18 protein-coding genes are annotated in these 21,966 nt (G+C 57.9%); 9 read left to right on the top strand and 9 right to left on the bottom strand.

Going from position 1 to position 21,966, the window contains the following annotated elements; translation table 11 throughout:
• Position 1: 1 nt before the first annotated feature.
• Positions 2-649, bottom strand: a complete 648-nt coding sequence (locus tag AAGW23_RS15160) for a hypothetical protein (RefSeq protein WP_342407208.1) — start codon at positions 647-649, stop codon at positions 2-4.
• Between the two features lie 221 nt (positions 650-870).
• On the opposite strand from AAGW23_RS15160, the gene AAGW23_RS15155 reads away from it, so the two are divergent.
• Positions 871-1,653 carry a TSUP family transporter gene (locus AAGW23_RS15155; RefSeq protein WP_342407207.1) on the top strand — a complete coding sequence of 261 codons (783 nt, stop codon included), beginning with the start codon at positions 871-873 and terminating at the stop codon, positions 1,651-1,653.
• On the opposite strand, the gene nudC is transcribed toward AAGW23_RS15155, so the two are convergent.
• The 7 genes from nudC to AAGW23_RS15120 form a co-directional block, all read right to left on the bottom strand.
• On the bottom strand, positions 1,621-2,454 hold the full coding sequence (gene nudC, locus AAGW23_RS15150) for an NAD(+) diphosphatase (protein WP_342407206.1): 834 nt from the start codon (positions 2,452-2,454) through the stop codon (positions 1,621-1,623). The genes AAGW23_RS15155 and nudC overlap by 33 nt on opposite strands.
• Entirely contained in the window at positions 2,454-4,136 is a 1,683-nt protein-coding gene (locus AAGW23_RS15145; RefSeq protein ID WP_342407205.1) for a ferrous iron transporter B, read from the bottom strand. Before AAGW23_RS15145 ends, nudC begins: the two co-directional genes overlap by 1 nt.
• Before the next feature lie 37 nt (positions 4,137-4,173).
• A complete protein-coding gene (locus tag AAGW23_RS15140) occupies positions 4,174-4,986 on the bottom strand; it encodes a crotonase/enoyl-CoA hydratase family protein (RefSeq protein WP_342407204.1) in 813 nt (270 codons plus the stop codon).
• A 199-nt stretch (positions 4,987-5,185) separates the two neighbouring features.
• On the bottom strand, positions 5,186-7,432 hold the full coding sequence (locus AAGW23_RS15135; RefSeq protein ID WP_342407203.1) for an Orn/Lys/Arg decarboxylase N-terminal domain-containing protein: 2,247 nt from the start codon (positions 7,430-7,432) through the stop codon (positions 5,186-5,188).
• A gap of 111 nt (positions 7,433-7,543) precedes the next feature.
• Entirely contained in the window at positions 7,544-8,305 is a 762-nt protein-coding gene (gene dnaQ, locus AAGW23_RS15130; protein ID WP_342407202.1) for a DNA polymerase III subunit epsilon, read from the bottom strand.
• A 12-nt stretch (positions 8,306-8,317) separates the two neighbouring features.
• Positions 8,318-8,770 (bottom strand): ribonuclease HI, encoded by a 453-nt coding sequence (gene rnhA, locus AAGW23_RS15125; RefSeq protein ID WP_342407201.1) that lies wholly within the window; start codon positions 8,768-8,770, stop codon positions 8,318-8,320.
• A 17-nt stretch (positions 8,771-8,787) separates the two neighbouring features.
• Entirely contained in the window at positions 8,788-9,543 is a 756-nt protein-coding gene (locus AAGW23_RS15120) for a class I SAM-dependent methyltransferase (protein WP_342407200.1), read from the bottom strand.
• A gap of 112 nt (positions 9,544-9,655) precedes the next feature.
• On the opposite strand from AAGW23_RS15120, the gene gloB reads away from it, so the two are divergent.
• A complete protein-coding gene (gene gloB / locus AAGW23_RS15115; RefSeq protein WP_342407199.1) occupies positions 9,656-10,435 on the top strand; it encodes a hydroxyacylglutathione hydrolase in 780 nt (259 codons plus the stop codon).
• A gap of 100 nt (positions 10,436-10,535) precedes the next feature.
• Entirely contained in the window at positions 10,536-12,086 is a 1,551-nt protein-coding gene (locus tag AAGW23_RS15110) for a lytic transglycosylase domain-containing protein (protein ID WP_342407198.1), read from the top strand.
• Positions 12,087-12,117: 31 nt separating this feature from the next.
• Here the strand turns inward: AAGW23_RS15110 and AAGW23_RS15105 are convergent, their stop codons facing one another.
• Complete coding sequence (locus AAGW23_RS15105; protein ID WP_342407197.1) at positions 12,118-13,560, bottom strand: HDOD domain-containing protein; 1,443 nt, start codon at positions 13,558-13,560, stop codon at positions 12,118-12,120.
• A 142-nt stretch (positions 13,561-13,702) separates the two neighbouring features.
• Here AAGW23_RS15105 and AAGW23_RS15100 point away from each other — a divergent pair, with 142 nt between their 5' ends.
• From AAGW23_RS15100 to fabI, 6 genes are read left to right on the top strand one after another with little or no spacing between them, the layout of a single operon-like run.
• Entirely contained in the window at positions 13,703-15,532 is a 1,830-nt protein-coding gene (locus tag AAGW23_RS15100; RefSeq protein ID WP_342407221.1) for an extracellular solute-binding protein, read from the top strand.
• Entirely contained in the window at positions 15,529-17,406 is a 1,878-nt protein-coding gene (locus tag AAGW23_RS15095; RefSeq protein ID WP_342407196.1) for an extracellular solute-binding protein, read from the top strand. Before AAGW23_RS15100 ends, AAGW23_RS15095 begins: the two co-directional genes overlap by 4 nt.
• A 2-nt stretch (positions 17,407-17,408) precedes the next feature.
• Positions 17,409-18,482 carry a microcin C ABC transporter permease YejB gene (locus AAGW23_RS15090; RefSeq protein WP_342407195.1) on the top strand — a complete coding sequence of 358 codons (1,074 nt, stop codon included), beginning with the start codon at positions 17,409-17,411 and terminating at the stop codon, positions 18,480-18,482.
• 1 nt (position 18,483) lies between these two features.
• On the top strand, positions 18,484-19,503 hold the full coding sequence (locus AAGW23_RS15085; protein WP_342407194.1) for an ABC transporter permease: 1,020 nt from the start codon (positions 18,484-18,486) through the stop codon (positions 19,501-19,503).
• A 1-nt stretch (position 19,504) separates the two neighbouring features.
• Positions 19,505-21,154, top strand: coding sequence for an ABC transporter ATP-binding protein (locus tag AAGW23_RS15080; RefSeq protein WP_342407193.1), 1,650 nt, complete (start codon positions 19,505-19,507; stop codon positions 21,152-21,154).
• Positions 21,135-21,929 (top strand): enoyl-ACP reductase FabI, encoded by a 795-nt coding sequence (fabI, locus tag AAGW23_RS15075; RefSeq protein ID WP_342407192.1) that lies wholly within the window; start codon positions 21,135-21,137, stop codon positions 21,927-21,929. The genes AAGW23_RS15080 and fabI overlap by 20 nt, the downstream gene beginning before the upstream one ends.
• Positions 21,930-21,966: the final 37 nt, after the last annotated feature.

Below are 21,966 nucleotides of genomic sequence, written 5' to 3'. Positions count from 1 at the left end.
GCTACCAGCCCTTCATTGCCTGCTCGGCTGCTTCGCTGGCCGGTTTCGCTAACAGGCCAGTTGGCGCCATTTCGACCTTATAGACGGCGCCATCTACCATCGGCAGATAGCTAACCCTGCGCAATTGCGCCTCAAGCATCAGCGGAGCGCACTGGCACCGATTCAACCACCCCCAGAAATCCACCCCTGCCCAGCTGTTCCCCAGCTGCACGAAAGGATGGCGCGCCTGATCTTGTTGCTCCACCGCGAGGTAGCGGCCAGAGAGCCGTTCCAGCCGATAGCCTGGCTCCAATCCAATGAGCGCAGCCAGCCCTTTCCAGTGAAGCGCTCGCACGTCGAGCTGCCAGAGATCACCTTCCAGCGTGACGAAGCGAGTAGTTTGTCCCTCTTGCACCTTCACCTGATAACGCTGCTGACCATCGGCCTGAAAGCTCAGCGAAACCAGCGACGGGCCGTGCCCCAGCGACTTGTAGGTAGTGACATCCCAAGCGACTACACCTGCCAGAACGGCCAACGAAAGCACTAGCATGCCAAGGGTGCCGCGCAACCAGCCCAGCAACCATTGCCCACCTACGAGCATCCGCACCGCAACAAGCGCAGTGACGACTGCAAGCAACGCAATTACCACTGCAAGCCCTACATATTGCATTGACCGACATTCCCACCGAAAACCGAGAGGGCATTATCGATATGGGCAAACAGAGCAGCCAGCGCCAGGACGGAACACTGGAAACGAGTCGACATTTCGCTGTCGGCCATCCGCCTACGCTATAGGTGCCGCAGCTTAATGAGCGGCTGTCATTGGCGCCCGCGAAACACAGTCGGCATGATGCCACACCCTCTTTCCCGATTTTGTTATGAGTGTTCCACATGCTGACGTTTGAGCTTGCGACGGACCCGCTGGTATTGGCCGCTCTCATGGCCGTTGCCTTTCTTGCCGGCTTTATCGACGCCATCGCCGGCGGGGGTGGCTTGCTGACACTGCCCGCGTTGCTTACGGCAGGCTTGCCGCCACATCTGGTTTTAGGGACCAATAAGCTGTGCGCAACCTTTGGTTCGGCTACGGCAAGCTTCACCTTCTATCGCAGGAAACTATTCCATCCACGGCAATGGCGCTCGGCGCTTTTGGCAACCGCCATCGGGGCGGCGCTCGGCGCGGGATTGGCCCACATGATCCCAGCGCGCTGGCTCAATCAGGTACTGCCTTTGGTGGTATTTGCCTGCGGCCTGTACCTGCTTTTCGGGCGGGTACCGACCACACCTCGAACGGACGCCATGCCAATAGACGTACGCAGACAGTGGCCACAAGGCCTGACACTAGGCTTCTATGACGGTATAGCAGGGCCCGGCACAGGAGCATTCTGGACCGTCAGCAATATGCTGCTCTACCCACTCGACTTGCTAAAAGCCAGTGGCGTGGCTCGCAGTATGAATTTTGTCAGCAACGGTGTCGCACTGGCCGTGTTCATTGCCGGCGGGCAGGTCGCCTGGGGGTTGGGGATCGGTATGGGGATGGCCCTAATGGTCGGCGCCTACCTGGGTGCGCGGACGGCAATTCAGGGGGGGTCGAAATTCATTCGGCCGATCTTTATCTCGGTGGTGCTGATCCTGAGCCTGCGACTAGCTTGGCAGCACTGGTTCGGGACGCCCTAAACGCCGCGCCAGATAGAGGTCGATCAGATAACGAGCGATGGATTTTGGAGCTGGCAACACAGGCAGGTCGTGGATCGAAAACCAGCCCGCGTCCTCGATCTCTTCAGGCTGCATCACTATCTCCCCCGCCGCGTACTCGGCGTGAAAGCCGAGCATCAACGAGTGCGGAAACGGCCAACCCTGACTGCAGATATACTTGGGCTCAGCAATTGATACACCAACCTCCTCGTGTACTTCCCGCCTGACGCACTGCTCGACTGACTCTCCGGGCTCAACGAACCCTGCAAGCGTGCTGTATACACCGGGAGCAAAGCGCGGTGAGCGGGCCAGAAGCAGCTCGTCTCCACGAGTCACCAAGACGATCATGCTCGGAGATATCCGAGGATAGTGATGAATGCCGCAACTCTCACACTGCATTGCACGCTCGGTGGCATGCTGGCGCATCGGGTTGCCGCAGCTCCCGCAGAAGCGATGATGGTTTGCCCAGGTGCCAATCTGCGCAGCGAAGCCGAGCATACGAAACCTGTCAGTATCGTCATCCTGCATCATGAATTGACGCAGCCCCTGCCAGCCCGCGCCAAGCACTTCGACGGGGTGGGCCAACTCCATGAGGAAGACCTGGTCACCATCGAAATAGCCCAAGCCCTGCTCGCTGAGCAAAGGCAACTCGAGGCGCTTTAACCACTCCCTGGGAAACAGGACGCCATTTGCGTCACAAAGAAAACCCTGCTGGCAATGCACGACCGCCCATCCGCCGCCCTCTGTTGGATCGAGCAACGCCGGCTGCCACCGTAAACTCATCAGGCGGCCACCGGCAGGCCCAGTGCACGAACACTTTCGGTCGCGAGATCCAATACGCTGACGCGTGAGTCATCACGCCGCAATATCGCACCGCCGTCGAGGTAATACTCGAGGCTGGTCAACGCATCGGCCAGGGTTTCTAGCATTTGCTCTGGTGGCATTTGCACGCCCTCAAGCATTTGTTTTTGAATGAAGTCCGCACACGCGCCAATCAAGTCTGCGGCGCGATCTTGCTCTAGAAAACGCAGCCCTCCACGAACAGCCATCAAGCTGAAAGGGACATTGGCCAAATGCAATTTCTCACCATTGGACTCCAGATAAGCTGTGATAGCGCGTTTGGCCAAGGCCAGGCCCGCAGTCGCCTCACCGATAACGACAATACAGGCTTCGGTGAGCTGATGGTTGGCGAAGGCTTCAGCCTCTTGGCCCGGCTGCGCTATCTGAGGCCGCGAATCATAGCGCTCGCCGCGCTCCAGGCTAGCAACCATGCTCTCGACGTAGAGCACCGCATCAGCCAGTTTCAGCAACGCTTGGGGCTCGGGCAACTGCTCAACGCTCCAGCCGGATACCGCTGACAGCTGAGCATGAAGGGTGCTCGATGCGGAGGACAAGCCCACCATCCCCAATGTCTTTGCCAGCTTGCCGAGCAGACTATGCAGATTCGGATAAGACTCAGCCGGTGCGGTCTGGCGCTCAATCAGGTCGAGCAAGTCTTTGAGACTTGCTAGCTCTTCGCGGATCGCCGAGGACAACGAGCGCATTACGGCCTGCCCCGGGCCGGCCAGACGCTGAGACTCGTCCTCAAGAAGATGATCGGTGAAGGGTAACGAACCAAGCGAAAACGTTTCACGGACCTCACTTGCTAATGGCCCATTGCTTTCGGCCAACGCAACGAGATAAAGCAGTTCCTTGAGCAGCACCCGTGGCGGCTCATAGGCATCATGACTGCTGAGCTGTCGAAGTTCTCGGTCAAGCCTGGAGAATAAGTGCTTACGTGATTGGCGAGGCAACAACTGTCCATCCAATTGGGCCTCCACCGCTGCACTCCCCAACCAACAAAGGCGACCACCGGCCGTGTCGGCAAACAGCAGATCCAGCCGACCCAGCGCTCGCGCCATCAGCTTGAGACTTGCCGAGGCATTGCCTTCCCGAATGAAGCCGAGCAGGCCAACCTGATACATTTGGCGCAACCGCCGCGCTTCGGCCGCACGCGCAGTTGGCTGGCGCACCGCAGCCTCAATCGGCGGACGCGCATGATCGAGACGAACGCTAAAGAAGAAACTCTCGGGCAGTGGCGACTGCCCACTGGCCAACCGCAATGCATTGATCGGTGGCAGCAGCAGCTCGGGCATTTCCTGTCGACTGGCGTCGACGCTTTCCAGATAACGTCCGAGCACATAAAGCGCGTTGCTCAGTGACGCCAGCTGAGCGTCCCGATCCTCCCCTGCGCCTACAGGGATGTCTGTCGCCAGCTGAAGAATTTCCTGTGCGAGCAGCTCGGCGCCGGTAAGCTCGATGAGCCGCAAGGTGCCGCGAACCTGCTTGAGATTCTCGACAGCTTGTTGCAACAGGCTACCGTTGTTTCTGTCGATGATGAAATGCTCGAGGCTCTGCTCGGCTTCTTCCATGGTAGCGAACAGCTCATCGCGAACCAGGCTGAGTGAAGTAGCTCCGGTAACCATGCCTAGCGCGCCTCCCGCGCAACGATTGAATGATGCATCAGTCAGCGAAATCCGGTTTCTGCTTGCTCATATGCGCAGCCATCGCCACTTTCAGGTCCGCCGACTGAAGCATCGCTGCGTTCCAGGTGGCGATGTATTCGAGACCGTCATCGACACGGTGGTCACGCATGTAGCGAATCATCTCCTTGGTGCCGCGAATGGCCACGGGCGACTTACTGGCAATATCAGCCGCCATAGCAAACACTCCAGCCATAAGCGATGGCTGGTCAGGGTAAGTTCGATTGACCAGGCCGATGGACTTGGCTTCCTGGCCGTCAACGGTACGTCCGGTGTAAGCAAGCTCTCGCATCATGCCGTCGCCAATGATTCGCGGCAAACGCTGCAGCGTGCCGACATCCGCCGCCATGCCCATATCAATTTCTTTGATCGAAAATTGTGCGTCCAGCGTGCTGTAACGCATATCACAGGCGGCAATCAGATCGATCGCACCACCGATACAGTATCCCTGGATCGCCGCAATGACCGGCTTGCGGCACCTATCCACCGCATTGAACGAACTCTGAAGCTTGAGAATCTGACGACGAAGACGTTCGGCATTGCGACCGACATCGCTGCCCATCTGGCTCGCCGCTTGCGCCAGCAATTGAAGATCGATGCCGGCAGAAAAATGCTTGCCCTCGCCCGACAGCACCACCACTCGAATCTCGTCCGTATCGTCGACCCATTGGAATATATCGACAATTTCGCTCCAGAATGCGGCATTCATGGCGTTGACCTTTTCAGGTCGATTAATCGCCACATGGGCGATTTTGTCCTTCAACTCCACACGAAAGGCTTGGTAGTCGGTCACGCTATCATTCCTCGACAGCCGAGGCACTCAGTGCCTTAACGGGTTCGACAGCCCCATAGAAAGAGGACTGTTCTCAGCCGAGCAACTATAACAACAGAGAACTGAAAGTCGATGCGGGACGATGTGAAGCAGCCCACGCCCTCGCACATGATGTTCTTTGACAAGCCGAAATACCGGCTGGATTAAGCTTAACGACGCGCTACGCTTGGAGGATACAGTCGACGGTGTATCCACCAGAGTGCTCCTCATGCTGCAGCCCATGCACATCAGCATCGAACCCTGGAAACTGCGCGGCGAAGCGCTGAGCGAAGGCTAGGTAATCAAGTATCGAGCGCGTTTCCGACGTGAAGCGTTCACCCGGCATGATCAAGGGGATTCCTGGCGGATACGGCACCAACATGACAGCGGCGATGCGGCCTTCCAATTCAGTTATGGGAACTGCCTCAACCTCGCCTCGCACCAACTTGTCGTAGGCGTCGGCCGGCTTCATTGCCAACTCAGGCAGAGCGGTATACATGCGTCTCATGGCTTTTGCGGTGGCGTTGTTTCGGTAGCAATCGTGGAGCGAGTCGCACAGATCTCTCAGCCCCATACCGAGGTATTGGCTGCCGCCTGCTTGCGCTACGGTTGGCAGCGCATCGCATAAAGGTACGTTATTGTCGTAATGCCGCTTGAACTCGAGCAGCTCGGTTAGCAGCGTGCTCCACTTACCCTTAGTGATCCCCATGGAGAACAGCACCAGGATGGAGTACAGACCGGTTTTCTCGACCACCAACCCCCGCTCCCAGAGAAACTTGCTGACCACTGCGGCCGGAATACCCCGCTTACCCAATTTGCCATCAGCGGTGAGGCCAGGCGTGACCAAAGTGACCTTGATGGGATCCAGTAGTACGTAGTCGTCGGCGACATCCCCAAAACCATGCCAGTCCGCTTCTGGCCGCAACAGCCAATCGCGGGTGACCAGCTCGTCCGCGCCATCCGCCTCGCCTGGCTGCCAAATACTGAACCACCAGTCATCCGGCGCCAGATGCTGCCTGAGGTTAGCCAACGCGCGACGAAAGCTCAGCGCTTCGTCGAAGGTTTCTTGAATGAGAGAGCGCCCTGCGGGCCCTTCCATCATCGCCGAGGCGACATCGAGCGAGGCGAGGATGCCGTACTGTGGGGATGTGGAAATGTGCATCATGAAGGCCTCGTTGAAGCGATCACGATCCAGCTGCCGTTGCTCACTGTCGAGCACATGAATCATCGATGCCTGACTAAACGCGGCGAGCACTTTGTGCGTTGAGTGAGTGGTAAATACCAGCGGTCCCTGCTCGCGGGTGTCCATCCCGTAGCGCCCGTCATAAAACTCATGGAAAGCAGCGTAGGCGTACCAGGCCTCGTCAAAATGCAATACATCGACGCTGTTACCTAGGGTCCGCTTGATCAGGTTAGCGTTGTAGCAAAGGCCGTCGTAGGTCGAGTTGGTTACGACCGCCAGCTTCACCCTTGGCGAACGACCACGAGTAAGCGGGTTGGCGTCGATCTTGGTCTGAATCGATTCTGGAGAGAACTCTTCGAGCGGAATCGGGCCAATGATGCCAAGCTCATTGCGTGACGGTGTCAGGTAGAGGGGAATTGCGCCGGTCATGATGATCGAATGCAGTATCGACTTATGGCAGTTGCGATCCACCAGCACCAGGTCATCGCGCGCCACCATCGAATGCCAAACGATCTTGTTGGCGGTCGAGGTTCCATTGATGACGAAAAACGTGTGATCTGCACCAAAATTGCGTGCCGCTCGAGCCTCGGCCGCCGCCAGCGGCCCGGTGTGGTCGAGCAACGAACCAAGTTCAGGCACCGATACGGACAGATCAGAGCGCAACGTATTTTCACCAAAGAACTGGTGAAACGCCTGTCCGACCGGGCTCTTGCGAAAGGCGACGCCCCCGCCATGACCGGGTGTGTGCCAGGAGTAATTCGAATCACCAGTATGCTGCACCAGCGCCCGGAAAAAGGGCGGCAACAAGCCGTCCAGGTAACTACGCGCGGCCCGAGCGACCTGCCGCGCCAGGAACGGCACGGTGTCTTCAAACAGATAGAGCAACCCCCGCAGCTCGTTCAGATCCGCCATGGCCTCGGCCGGTGCATTCTCAATGGTGACCTGCTCGCCAAGCGCAAAAATCGGCAGTTGAGGTGCGCGCCGCCGGGCCACCCGTATCAGACCCACCACATCCTGCAAAAGCCTCTGATTCTCGCCCGCGCCTTCTGCAGCAACCAGGATGCAGGCCAAGCCGTGATGGGTGGACGCCACAATTCGGCCTTCTGCGGCACTTCCGGTGGGAAGAATGTGAAAGCCGTCCCGCTCAAGCTCGGCCGCTATTTCACGCACCCGCTCACCAGCTACCGTATCGGCTTTGATGTCGCGATGAACAATAAGGACGGGGAAATTGAGGTCTTTATACATGGGGGTTTCCTGGAGACGTTCCTCTCCAGCGTAGAGGCTCCGCCCCCAAGCACCAAGCGAGAATTTTCACGCGGTGCCGACGAACCCGATGTGCGCGTCGACATCAAGACTTCAGGCTGGCAGCGCTTCGATCTCGTCGCTGGCAGCCTGCTCCAACTGAAGCCAGAGAGGCGCCGTCCCCGCCGCCTTCTCGATTGCGCGCATGCGCACCTCATGGGCAGCGACTTCTTCCGCATTCGCGCGAATCACCAGGGTGCTGGCACGGTCGGCTGGCAACCGGCGGATCGGCGTAGCCTGCTGACGACCACCGCTTTCTGAATCGGCACCGTCACCGGCGAGGGACAGATTGGTTTGCCCACCTGTCATCGTCAGATAGACGTCGGCGAGAATCTCCGCATCAAGCAGCGCGCCATGCAGATCGCGGCCCGAGTTGTCGACACCATAGCGCTTGCACAACGCATCGAGGCTGTTGCGCTGGCCCGGGTGGCGCTCACGAGCCATCAGCAGCGTGTCGAGGATACTGCAGTGATCGCTCAGCTCGGCACGGTCCTGCTGACCAAGCAGCGCGAATTCGTTATTGATGAATCCCACGTCAAACGCAGCGTTATGAATGATCAGCTGCGCGCCTTTTATGAATTCAAAGAACTCGTTGGCAACGTCCCTGAAGCGGGGTTTGTCGATCAGGAAGTCGTTGGTGATTCCGTGAACGGCGATTGCACCCTCGTCCACCTCACGATCCGGCTGCAGGTAAACGTGATAGTGCCGGCCGGTAAGGCGGCGGCCGATGACCTCGACACAGCCAATCTCGATGATCCGGTGGCCGTCTGTCACTGGCATGCCAGTGGTTTCGGTATCGAGTACTACGCTACGCATGTTTCAACTCACTCAAGCTGGTTGTCGTTTGGCTTGCACTACGCCGCGATTGGCCAGAAGATCGGCGCGCTCGTTTCCGGGGTGGCCAGTATGCCCTCGGACCCACTGCCAACTTACCTGATGACGGCCAACCTGCTCATCCAGCAGCCGCCAAAGATCGGCATTTTTGACAGGTTGCTTAGCGGCGGTCTTCCAGCCCCGCTTCTTCCAATTAGGCATCCAGTCATTAATGCCCTGCATGACGTATTGGGAATCGGTCACTAGCTTGACCTGGCATGGCCGCTTCAGCTCCTCCAACGCACGGATGGCAGCCATCAACTCCATACGGTTGTTCGTGGTCTCTGCCTCGCCACCCCAGAGCTCTCGCTCAACACCCTTGTAGACCAACAGTGCGCCCCAGCCACCCGGACCCGGATTACCCTTGCAGGCACCGTCGGTATATATCTCGACCGTTTCGTCACTCATGAGGAATTCTTTGCCTATTAGTGTTCGGCATCGCGGCGACTGACCTTCACCACGGGCATTGGTAGCAGCTGCCCCATGCGCTCGCGACGGCTTTGCCGCACGGGTCGAAGGCCTACCATAAGCTTTCGCGCCACAAGCATGTAGAAACCACCTGTAGGCAGCTGCGACCGTTGCCCCGCAGCCTCCAGACCGGACAACCGCGTCCGCCACTGGCGCGACGAAAGCGGCGGACAATAGCATCCGAACTGTCGTTTCTCCAGCGAGAATCCAAGAAGGTTCAACCAGTCGCTCACCCGGTTCGGACGAATGCAACGAGCATGGCGAAACGCTTTGCGTGACAGCAGACGAGTCGCCCCCCAAGCACTCCATGGGTTGATTCCGACGATCAACAAATGTCCTCCAGGCCGCACGCTACGGGCAGCCTCACGCAGCAGGGCGTGCGGCGACAAACTGAAGTCCAGACCATGCTGAAGCACAACGACGTCTGCCGCGTGTTCGCCGATCGGCCAGGATTGCTCCTCACAAATGATGTCGACACCCGCAAGTGGGGGCCCCACCCGAACGCTGCGCTTGATCTTCTGCGGTTCGATCGAGGCATTGGCGAATGGCCCGTAATGCACAAGATAGCTCCCGAAACACCTGGACAGCTGCTGGTTGATCACACGCTGCTCATGCTCAAGCAGCTGTCGCCCGGATGGGCCGTCGAACCAGACACTGGCTTTATTCATCAGCGACAGCCAGCGTTCGTCCGACTTGGTACAAGACTCACTCATGGCTAGCCTCCATTCGTCGGTTGGGCCGACCCGATCGATGTGTCCAATCAGCTCAACGCTCCAGTTCGGCTGTTAGGATGCGCTTTTGCTACTGAATTGGCGACCCGTGCATATGTTGAAAATAGACGCTCTGCCCGCCTTCACCGACAACTACATCTGGATGCTGCAGGATCCACAACGCCGGCTATGCGCGGCGGTAGATCCGGGTGAGGCGGACCCAGTTGAGAAATGGCTCGATACTCGCCCCGACTGGCAACTGACCGACATTCTCATCACCCATCACCACCATGACCATGTAGGCGGCGTTGAGCAGCTCAAAGCTAGATACGCCGCAAGGGTCCACGGCCCGGCGATGGAAAAGATTCCAGCCAGGGATGAAGCGCTGGTCGATGGACAGCGCATTCGCATCCTCGACCATGAGCTGGACGTATTCGAGGTCCCAGGACATACCAGCGGTCACATCGCCTATTTTCATGATGATGCTCAACACCCGTGGCTTTTGAGTGGCGATACGCTGTTTGCCGCAGGTTGTGGCCGCCTGTTCGAGGGCACCGCCAGTCAAATGTTCCGGTCATTGCAGAGGCTTGCCGCGCTGCCAGCGGCTACCAAGGTGTATTGCACCCATGAGTACACTTTGAGCAATCTACGGTTTGCCCAAGCGGTCGAGCCGGAAAACCCTGACATCACCGAACGTCTCGAAGAGGTCACCCGCCAGCGCGAGGCAAAGCACTTCACCCTCCCTTCTGAGCTGAGCATCGAGCGGGCCACCAACCCCTTCCTGCGTTGCAGCGAGCCGTCAGTTATAGCCGCGGCCAGTCGACATGCGGATCGCCCGCTGGAGACAGCGGAAGCCGTATTTGCGGTCCTTCGAGCGTGGAAAGACAGCTTTTGATGAAGATCGACCAGTCGCCAAAAACCAAGGCACTGGGTTGACCCACCGGAACGGCATTCCTACACTCGCCCGAATTTGCGCCAAGGGAGCCCATCAGCCAATGCCGTCTGACTCTTCGAACAGCCCACAGCCGGACGCCTTGGCAGCCTCCGGCCGGGCCCTGGCGCTGGCAATCTGTCTCGCTATAACCGGCTGCCAGAGCACCGCTCCCCGGTCTCAGGCGGACAGCGATGTCCAGACCCGGACTGTACCGACGGTACAGGACACCCTCTGGCTCACGGACAATGCGCCGGCAGAGCCGACCCATGCGGATATATGGGATCGCATCAGGCATGGATTCAAGCTGCAGGATCATCTGGACAGCAATCCGCGCATCGAGCAACAGCGCCTGCTTTTTTCCAGTCGCCCGAACTCCATTGAAATGGCGAGCGAGCGAGGCAGCCCCTACATCCACTACATCGTTGAACAACTCGAAGAGCGCGACATGCCGCTTGAGCTGGCGCTGCTGCCCATTATCGAGAGTGCATACAACCCGTTTGCCTATTCCCCAGCTCATGCCGTCGGCCTCTGGCAGTTCATCCCTTCGACAGGCCGCCATTTCAATCTGCAACAAACCAGCTGGTATGACGGCAGACGCGACATCACCGCTTCAACTGCCGCAGCGCTGCGCTACCTTACCTATCTTCACGGCTTGTTCAGCGACGACTGGCTGCTTGCACTGGCGGCGTATAACGCGGGCGAAGGCACTGTCAGCCGCGCCATCGAGCGCAACCAGAAGCTCGGGTTACCGACGGATTACTGGAATCTGCCCCTGCCTCGAGAAACACGCGATTACGTGCCCAAATTGCTGGCCCTTTCGCAAATGATCCAGAGCCCAGAGGCATACGGGCTGAATCTGAACCCGATCGCCGACGAGCCCTATTTCGAAGTGGTCGCACTGAAGCAACGTATGGATCTCGCCAGGGTCGCAGACATGGCTGACCTGGATGAAGACGAGATCTACCAATTGAATCCAGCATTTACTCGGCGCATTACGTTGGACGGCCCGCAGCACCTGCTAGTGCCAAGTGATAAGGCCGAGATGTTTGCAGCCAATCTGGCGCTGATGAAGCCACAGGATCTGGTTGACTGGCAGCAGTACAAGGTACGCCCCGGCGACAGCCTAGGCGCGATCGCGAACAAGTATCAGCTATCGGTCAACATCATTCGTGACATCAATCGTCTTCGCAGCGATCGCCTGCAGATCGGGCAAGTCCTGAGCATTCCGCAGTCGGCCGGCGCCGCTCAATCGCCTGAGCTTCTGCATGCCGTGGCGCGAAGCCAGCCGGCACCGCGCAGCTACCGGGTCCGCCAGGGTGACAACCTCTGGGATATCGCCAAAAAACAGAAGATCTCAGTCCGAGATCTGCAGCGCTGGAATAATCTCTCTGGCAGCAACCTCAAGGTGGGCCAGGCGCTGTTTCTTCAGCCTGCCGGCAATAACCAGCAGGCCAAACCGGCGCCGACTTATTACAAGGTCAAGAAAGGTGATTCGCTTTATGTGATCGCCAAGCGCTTCAACGTTCAGATCAACAACCTGAAGACCTGGAACCCTAGGGACAGCGCGATGCTCAAGCCAGGCCAGACTCTTACGCTGTATATTCCACGCTGAGGCGCATCGCGCGAAAAGTCCGGCGTCCCACTCAATTGCGTTTGCTGAGTGAATCCAGGCAGCGCCCGGCCAATTGGGTGAATCGCTGGAAAGTGACAAATTGTTCGTGCTTCAGCGCTCGACCAGATATTCGATTATCGGCATAGAGGACACCGATTTCGCGCGTGCCCGCCATTAACGGCGCAATGAAGAACATCCCCTTTCCCAGCTGCTGGCGAAGCGGCAAAGTAACCAGCTCATCAAGGTTGTTGCTTGCCGGTACGCCCATCCACAGTGGCTGACGCTGGCGCAGCACATAACTGAAAATGTGCGACTGACCTGACGGATCAACGGGCAACACGAATTGCTCAAGCCAGGTAGCGGTTTGCTCACCCGCTGCACACTTGGCACGAAAGGACCGCTGCTGATCGGCGAGCACTGTGAGCATTACGCGCTCCAGCCCCGCGCCCTGATGTAACCCCTTGAGCAACGCGTCGAGAATCAAACCGACGTCGCCCCGACTAGCGGCCATCATTCCGAGGTCCTGCATAGCCTGCTGCATCAGCAACAGGTCGGGCTGCAAAAGACTCGCAGCGCGCTGCGCCTGCTGCAATTGCACTTGCTCTGGGTCAGTCGATGGAATCAGCTTGCACAGTCGACTGGCTCCAAACGTGGTCGCCACGTTCACAGCCTCATCAGCACTGGCAAGGATCTGCTGCATCGCATCCTGTTCAGAGATACCGCCGAAATCGGCCAACTCTCTCACTAGACTTTCCATTTCCGGGCAGCCCCATCCGTTCAACGCAGCTGCGCCAATGCGAACGCCCAGGCTGACCGAATGCACGGCAGGATCCCGCAGATTGCCTGCCCCATGGGCAAAGCTGGCCAGCTCACCGATATTCCAGCTTTTGATCAGCCCGAGGTTAAGCTGGCGGAAGCTTGTACCCAGCACTTGCTCGACAGCCTCATCATGATCCGTACCGCGCGCCAATACCTCGCCCAATTCATCGGCCTGCCGACCACCGCAGCCCCAGAACGCGAGTTCGCCGACCTCATGGAGCAACGCGGCTATGAAGACCTCTTCCTCATGTTTGGTCAGAACGTAGCCTGCAATATTGCGAGCCTGCACTGCCGCATGAAAAGACCGCGCCAGCAATTCCTGCAGCTGCTGGCGCGGTGCACGATCAAGCAAGCCATCAATCAGACTGACCGAAAGACTGATCAACCGAACGTTATCGAAACCGATCATTACGATGGCCCGAGAGATGGTCTTGATCGTTTCCTGGGAGGGATTGTAGTAACTGCTATTGCCAACTCGAAGCACCTTCGAGGTCAGGGCAGCATCGCGCAAGAGCACGTCAGCCAGCTGCTGAACGGATGCGTGCTCCTGCTCGGTAAGGCGCTGCAAATCCTGCACGACCGCCGCCAATGCGGGGAGTTCGGATTGGTTAAGACGGTCGATCCAGGACTGCAGACCGTAACTGGTTTCGCTCACAATCTGAGACCTCACCCAATTATCGGGCGGCTGATGGGGAAAGGCAGTTTGCCCAGATAACCGGCCTTTTTCCAGCGGATACAAGCTGTTACTGTACCCGGCCGAAAAGACCGAAAGCGCCATGGATCGGATTCACTGTTTGATGCGACCCATCCTATTACTGCTGAGCTGCCTGGGACTGAGCTTTCCCTCTTTTGCCACGATCAGCGAAAGCCACGGATATGCGCAGTTCGGCACCCTTAAATATGCTGAGGACTATACCCATTTCGATTGGGTGAATCCCGATGCGCCCAAGGGTGGCCACGTACGACTGATGGCATCCGGCACGTTCGACACGCTTAATCCCTACACCTTCAAGGGGACCAGCCCAACCGCTACACCCGGATTCTTCCAGTACGGCGTCTCGGAGCTGAACGAACCGCTGATGGTGGGCACCGGCGTTTACGATCCGTCGGGCGATGAACCTGCTTCCGCCTATGGACTCATTGCCGAGACCATCGAATACAGCGACAACCATAGCTGGGTGGTCTTCAATTTACGTGATTCGGCCCGCTTTCATGACGGACGCCCTATCACCGCTTACGACGTCGCCTTTTCTTATCGGCTGTTGGTCAAAGATGGACATCCTCGCTATCGCACCGATCTGCAGGGCGTTGAGCGCGTCGACATACTCAATCGCCATCGAATCCGTTTCGTGTTCGACAAACCAGGCCAGCCTTTGCTGATCATGCGCCTTGGCGAGCTGCCGGTACTGCCGCAACACTATTGGAAAGACCGAGATTTCCGCGCAACCACGTTCGAGCCGCCACTGGGCAGTGGCCCTTACCGAATCAGCGATGTGCAGCCAGGTCGTCGAGTGACCTTCGAACGGGTGAAGAATTGGTGGGGCGCCGACCTGCCTGCTAATCGCGGCAAATATAATTTCGGCCAGGTCGACGTAGAGTTCTATCGCGATACGACGGTCGCCTTCGAAGCGTTCAAGGTTGGTGAGTTCGATTTTTATATCGAGCATCAGGCAAAAAACTGGGCCAACGGCTATCAGTTTCCGGCGGTTCTGCGTGGCGATGTCATTCGCGCAGAGATTCCGCATGAGATCCCTACCCAGACCCAAGCACTGTTCATGAACGGGCGTCGTTCGACCTTTGCAGACATCAGGGTGCGCCAGGCACTCGGTCTGCTGTTTGATTTCGAGTGGACCAACCGCGCGCTGTTCTATGGTGCCTATCAGCGCAGCGAGAGCTACTATCCGAACAGTGTGTTCTCCGCGATCGGGAAGCCGGAAGGCGGTGAGTGGCTACTGCTGTCGCCGTTTCGAGAGCAACTACCGGCGCAGCTCTTCACAGAGCCGTTCAAATTGCCGAAAACCGATGGCCGAGGGATTCCACGCGATACCTTGCGCAAGGCGCTGGCTCTGCTTAAGGATGCTGGCTGGAAACTCACCCCCGAAGGCCTTCGCGACAAGGCCGGGCATGCCTTCAGATTTGAAATTCTGCTCGTAAATCCAGGGCTGGAGCGGATACTTCAGCCTTACGTCGAGAACCTTTCACGGATTGGCATATCGGCCCGTTTGCGAACCGTCGACGGTGCGCAGTACAAGCAGCGGCTTGACCAATACGACTACGACATGATTCTGACAACGCTGGGGCAGAGCCTCAGTCCGGGATTGGAACAGTGGCTGTATTTCCACTCCAGCCAGGTGAATGTAAAAGGCGGTCGCAACTATGCCGGCATTGCCAACCCCATCGTCGACGCACTGATCGAGAAGTTGCTCGCAGCCAAGACCCGCGAAGAGCAGATTGCCGCCGCACGCGCCATCGACCGGGTGCTGCTCTGGAATCACTACACCATCCCCAACTGGTACATCAGTTACCACCGTCTGGCATACCGCAATCGGTTCGCCCACATCACCACACCGCCCTACACCCTGGGATTGCGAGCGTGGTGGTTGAAGGACCTGGAGAAGGCTCAATGACAAGCAACACACGACGGTTGTTTCTACACGCGGGCACCTTCGCCCTCCTCCTGCTCACCGGTCTGGCCGAAGCGGCACCGCAACATGCACTGACGCTATACGGTGAGAAACCCAAATATCCGCCGGGCTTTTCTCATTTCGACTACGTGAATCCGGATGCGCCTAAAGGCGGAACGCTACGCCAGGCGGGCTTCGGAAGTTTTGATTCGCTCAACCCCTTTATCAACAAAGGCGTGGCTGCAGACGATATCGGCCTGGTATATGACACCCTAACAACCAACAGCCTGGATGAGCCATTCACGGTCTACGGGCTATTGGCAGAAAAGATCGAGAAGGGTCCGAACAACGAGTGGGTGCGGTTCTACTTGCGGCCGGAAGCGCGATTTCAAGACGGCGAGCCGGTTGAAGCTGAAGATGTCGTGTTCTCCTTCGAAACGCTGATCAGCAAGGGCGCACCGCACTACCGCGGTTACTACGCTGATGTCGAAAAAGCCGTGATCGAAGACTCGCGGCGCGTTCGATTTGATTTCAAGCACGCAGGCAACCGAGAACTTCCATTGATTCTCGGACAGCTGCCCGTCCTGCCCAAGCATTGGTGGGAAGGAAAAGACTTTGCCGCTGGCAGCATGGAAGCGCCGTTGGGCAGCGGTCCCTACCGCATCGAGCGTGCAGAAGCGGGTCGTTCAGTCCGTTATGCCCGAGTCGAAGACTATTGGGGCAAGGATCTGCCGGTAAATCGAGGTTTCTATAACTTTGACCAAATCAACATCGATTACTACCGCGATAACACCGTCGCACTCCAGGCCTTCAAGGCGGGTCATTTTGATTATTGGCTGGAAACCAGCGCGAAGAACTGGGCCACTGCCTACGATATCGACGCCGTCAGAGATGGACGGATCATCAGGGAAGATATCGCCAATCACAACCCCCAAGGCATGCAGGGATTCATCTTCAACACCCGCAGGGACCGGCTGCAGGATGCCAGAGTCCGTGAAGCTCTAGGGCTGCTGTTCGACTTCGAGTGGACAAATCGCCAGCTGTTCAATGGCGCCTACACACGCACCACCAGCTACTTCGATAACTCCGAGCTCGCTTCCTCGGGCCTGCCCAGCAAGCAGGAGCTGAATATTCTCGAACCTCTACGCGGCCAGATTCCCGATCAGGTGTTCGAGAAACCCTTTGAACTTCCGAAAACCAACGCCGACGGCATCATTCGCGCGCAGCAACGCCGGGCCTACGAGCTGCTGACTGCGGCGGGCTGGAAAATCGAAAACGACCAGATGGTGGACGCCGAAGGCAAGCCGGTCAAACTCGAGTTCTTGTTGGTGCAGGCAGATTTCGAGCGCGTGCTGCTGCCCTACAAGCGAAACCTCGCCAGCTTGGGTATCGAACTGGAGCTCCGCCGCGTCGATGTCTCGCAATACATAAATCGGTTGCGTTCGCGCGATTACGACATGATCGTCAGCGGCTTCGGCCAATCAAGCTCACCCGGTAATGAGCAGCGTGAGTATTGGCACTCGGCGAGTGCTGATAATCCGGGAAGCCGCAATTACATCGGGTTAAAAGATCCCGCCATCGACGTGCTGGTAGAAAAACTGATTGCCTCTGATTCGCGAGACGAGCTTATTACGCGCACTCGCGCACTTGATCGCGTATTGCTCTCAGGTCACTACGTGATTCCCAACTGGCACATCAAGACATGGCGCGTTGCGTACTGGAGTCATCTAGGCCATCCAGAGATCACACCCCTCTACGATGTCGGGTTGATGACTTGGTGGAACAAGCCAGATGTAAGCAAGCCTGAGCCAGAACAGATTGGCGAGGAGCCGGCGACCGGACCAGAGACCCGCGCCACCCGTGCGACGGAGCAATAAGCATGCTCGCGTATGTTTTCCGGCGCCTATTGCTCATTATCCCGACGCTGTTCGGTATCTTGCTGATCAACTTCATCATCATCCAGGCCGCCCCGGGGGGGCCTGTTGAACAGGCAATCGCCAAGCTTGAGGGCTTCGAGGGCGCAACCAGCAGGATTGCCGGTGGAGGATCCGAGGTCGCGACTGGCAGTAATAGCTATCGAGGCGGGCAAGGCCTGGACCCAGACCTGATTGCCGAGATCGAACGCCTGTACGGCTTCGACAAGCCGGCGCCAGAGCGTTTCTGGATCATGCTCAGCAATTACCTGCGGTTGGATTTCGGTGAAAGCTTCTTTCGCGACGCCAGCGTGACCGATCTGATCATAGAAAAGATGCCGGTATCGATCTCGCTGGGACTGTGGAGCACGCTCATCATGTACTTGGCGTCGATCCCGCTGGGGATCGCCAAGGCAACTCGGCATGGCAGCGCATTCGATGTATGGACCAGCTCAGCCATTATCGTCGGCTATGCGATACCGGCGTTTCTTTTCGCCATCCTGCTCATCGTACTGTTCGCGGGTGGCAGCTATTGGAACTGGTTTCCGCTGCGGGGACTCACTTCGGGAAACTTCGATGAATTGTCGCTTACCGGCAAGATCATCGACTATTTCTGGCACCTGGCCCTTCCGGTTACGGCATTGGTAATCGGCAACTTTGCGACACTTACTCTACTGACCAAAAACAGCTTTCTCGATGAAATCAACAAGCAGTACGTGATCACAGCGCGCGCCAAAGGCCTGAGCAAGAATCGCGTGCTGTACGGCCACGTGTTTCGCAACGCGATGCTGATTATCATCGCTGGTTTCCCATCAGCCTTCATCGGCATGTTCTTCACAGGATCGTTGCTGATCGAAGTGATTTTTTCCCTCGACGGACTTGGCCTGCTCAGTTTCGAGGCAGCCATCAATCGCGATTATCCAGTCGTTTTCGGCACACTGTTCCTGTTCACCTTGCTCGGTCTGGTGGTCAAGCTGATCGGTGACCTGACCTATACGCTCGTCGACCCGAGAATCGACTTCGAAAGCAGGGAGGCTTGAAATGACGCTGTCACCGTTGAACCAGCGCCGCTTCGCCCTGTTCAAGGCACACAAGCGCGGCTGGTGGTCGCTTTGGGTATTCCTGGCATTGTTCATCTTGAGTCTCGGCGCCGAGCTGATTGCCAACGACAAGCCGATCCTGGTCCGTTTCGACGGCGACTGGTATGTCCCGGTGTTCAAACGCTATCCAGAAACTGTCTTTGGCGGCGAGTTTCCGCTCCAGGCAAACTACAAAGGCCCCTACATTCAGGAACTGATCGAGAAGAAGGACGGCTGGATGATCTGGCCACCGATTCCTTTTCATCACTCCAGCATCAACTACGACCTGCAGGTGCCTGCCCCCGCTCCGCCATCATGGGAAAACTGGCTGGGCACCGATGACCAGGGGCGCGACGTGCTGGCAAGAGTTATCTACGGGTTCCGGATTTCGGTTTTGTTCGCGCTGACACTCACCCTGATCAGCTCGGTTATCGGTGTGATTGCCGGCGCTCTACAGGGTTTCTACGGCGGCTGGGTCGACCTTGTGGGTCAGCGAGTACTGGAAATATGGTCCGGCCTACCGGTGCTTTATCTGCTGATCATCCTCGCCAGCTTCGTGCAGCCCAACTTCTGGTGGCTGCTCGGCATCATGCTGTTGTTTTCCTGGATGAGTTTGGTCGATGTCGTCAGGGCTGAGTTCCTGCGCGGTCGCAACCTGGAATACGTGCGGGCGGCCCGCGCGCTGGGCATGCGCAACGGCGCCATCATGTTCCGCCACATTTTGCCCAACGCCATGGTTTCGACCATGACATTCATGCCGTTCATCCTGACCGGAGCGATCGGCACCTTGACCGCCTTGGATTTTCTTGGCTTTGGTTTACCGCCCGGCGCTCCTTCGCTAGGCGAGCTTGTGGCACAGGGCAAGTCGAACTTGCAGGCGCCGTGGCTTGGAATCAGTGCATTCATGGTGCTGGCTATCATGCTGACCCTTTTGGTGTTTATCGGCGAGGCGGCTCGCGATGCTTTCGACCCAAGGAAATAGCATGACCGAGAACGTTATTGAGGTCCGCAATCTGGCGGTCGAGTTCGTTACCAATGGCCAGGCACAGCGCGTGGTGACGGGCGTGAGCTTCGATATCCGCAAAGGCGAGACGTTGGCGCTAGTGGGTGAGAGCGGCTCGGGCAAGTCGGTCACAGCGCACTCAATCCTGCGTCTGCTGCCCTACCCCATCGCGCAACACCCGGCAGGTGTAATTCGCTATGCAGGTGAAGATTTACTCCAGGCGTCCGAGAAACGCATGCGCGGCATCCGTGGAGATCGGATCGCCATGGTGTTTCAAGAACCGATGACCTCGCTCAACCCGCTGCACACCATAGGCAAGCAGATCAACGAAGTGCTGCGGATCCATAAGGGTCTCAACAGCAAGGCAGCTACGGCCCGCACCCTTGAGCTGCTTGAGCTGGTTGGGATACCTGAACCCACCAAACGGATCCGAGCCTATCCCCACGAACTCTCGGGCGGTCAGCGCCAGCGCGTGGTAATCGCCATGGCACTGGCGAACGAACCCGAGTTGTTGATTGCCGACGAACCGACAACGGCGCTGGACGTGACGGTGCAGCTGAAAATACTTGAGCTGCTCAAGGAGCTTCAGGCGCGCCTGGGCATGGCCCTATTGCTGATCAGCCACGACCTGAACCTGGTTCGCCGAATCGCCAACCATGTATGTGTCATGAAGAGTGGTTGCGTCGTCGAACAAGCACCTTGCGAGGAATTGTTCCGATCACCGCAGCACCCCTATACAAAGGAGCTGCTTGGAGCAGAGCCTAGCGGCGGGCCGGTAACGGTCGAAGCGTCGGCGCCGACACTGCTGGAAGTGAATGATCTTCGGGTCTGGTTCCCTATCAAGAAGGGACTTTTCAGACACACCGTCGACCATATCAAGGCAGTCGATGGCGTCACGTTCAACCTGCCAAAAGGCCAGACGCTGGGCATTGTGGGCGAAAGCGGCTCGGGGAAGTCCACGCTGGGTTTGGCTATTCTTCGCCTGATTTCGAGCAGCGGCGAAATCCGTTTTCAGAACCAGGCGTTGGAAACCATGTCGCAACGGGCGGTGCGCCCACTGCGGCGGCAAATGCAGGTCGTTTTTCAAGATCCCTTCGGCAGCCTGAGCCCGCGCATGTCGGTGGGACAGATCGTCGGGGAAGGACTCAGCATCCATGGTTTGGGTTCTTCCGAGGAACAAGCACAAGCAATCATCGATGCACTGGTGGAGGTTGGACTCGACCCTGAAAGTCGGCACCGCTATCCCCACGAGTTTTCTGGAGGTCAACGGCAGCGAATTGCAATAGCCAGGGCGTTGGTCCTCAAGCCGGACCTGATTCTGCTTGATGAACCGACCTCGGCATTGGACCGAACGGTGCAACGCCAAGTGGTGGAGCTACTGCGCTCACTCCAGGCCAAGTACAACCTGACCTACCTGTTCATCAGTCATGATTTGGCGGTGGTACGGGCGATGAGCCACCAGATGATGGTGGTCAAGCAAGGCAAAGTCGTAGAACAGGGAATGGCAGAGGCAATCTTTGCCGCTCCCCAACATCCATACACACAGCAGTTGCTGGAATCGGCTTTCATGGTTCCAGCCACTGATGAACAACCAGAAGAGGGAAAAGCACATGGGTTTTCTTACCGGTAAGCGCGTATTGATCGTTGGCGTTGCCAGCAAATTGTCGATTGCCTCCGGGATCGCCGCGGCCATGCACCGTGAAGGCGCCGAGCTGGCGTTCACCTATCAGAACGAGAAGCTCAAGGGCCGCGTCGAAGAGTTCGCCGCTGGCTGGGGCTCGGGCCCAGAGTTGTGCTTCCCATGCGATGTTGCCAGTGACGAGGAGATCAACAAGGTCTTCGAAGAGCTCGGCAAGAAGTGGGACGGTCTGGACGGCATCGTCCACTCGGTAGGTTTCGCCCCAGGTGATCAGCTCGATGGCGATTTCACCGAGGTTACTACTCGTGAAGGTTTCCGCATCGCCCACGACATCAGCGCCTACAGCCTCGTTGCGCTGGCCAAGGCCGGACGCCCAATGATGAAGGGACGCAATGGCAGCATCCTGACGCTTTCCTACCTCGGTGCCGAGCGCACCATGCCCAATTACAACGTCATGGGCATGGCCAAGGCCAGCCTCGAAGCCGGTGTTCGCTACCTCGCCGGCAGCCTGGGCGCTGAAGGCACCCGCGTCAACGCTGTGTCTGCGGGACCCATTCGTACGCTGGCTGCCTCAGGGATCAAGAGCTTCCGCAAGATGCTGGCAGCCAACGAAAAGCAAACCCCCCTGCGCCGCAACGTAACTATTGACGAGGTTGGCAATGCTGGCGCCTTCCTCAGCTCAGATCTGGCATCGGGGATCAGCGGTGAAATTCTCTATGTCGACGGCGGCTTCAACACCACCGCGATGGGTGCGATGGAAGACTGATCCAGCGCCCCAAAAAAAACCCGCATATGATGCGGGT

This window comes from Stutzerimonas chloritidismutans, assembly GCF_038562055.1.
Classification (GTDB): domain Bacteria; phylum Pseudomonadota; class Gammaproteobacteria; order Pseudomonadales; family Pseudomonadaceae; genus Stutzerimonas; species Stutzerimonas chloritidismutans_A.
This window is presented reverse-complemented; position numbering and strand designations above follow the sequence as displayed.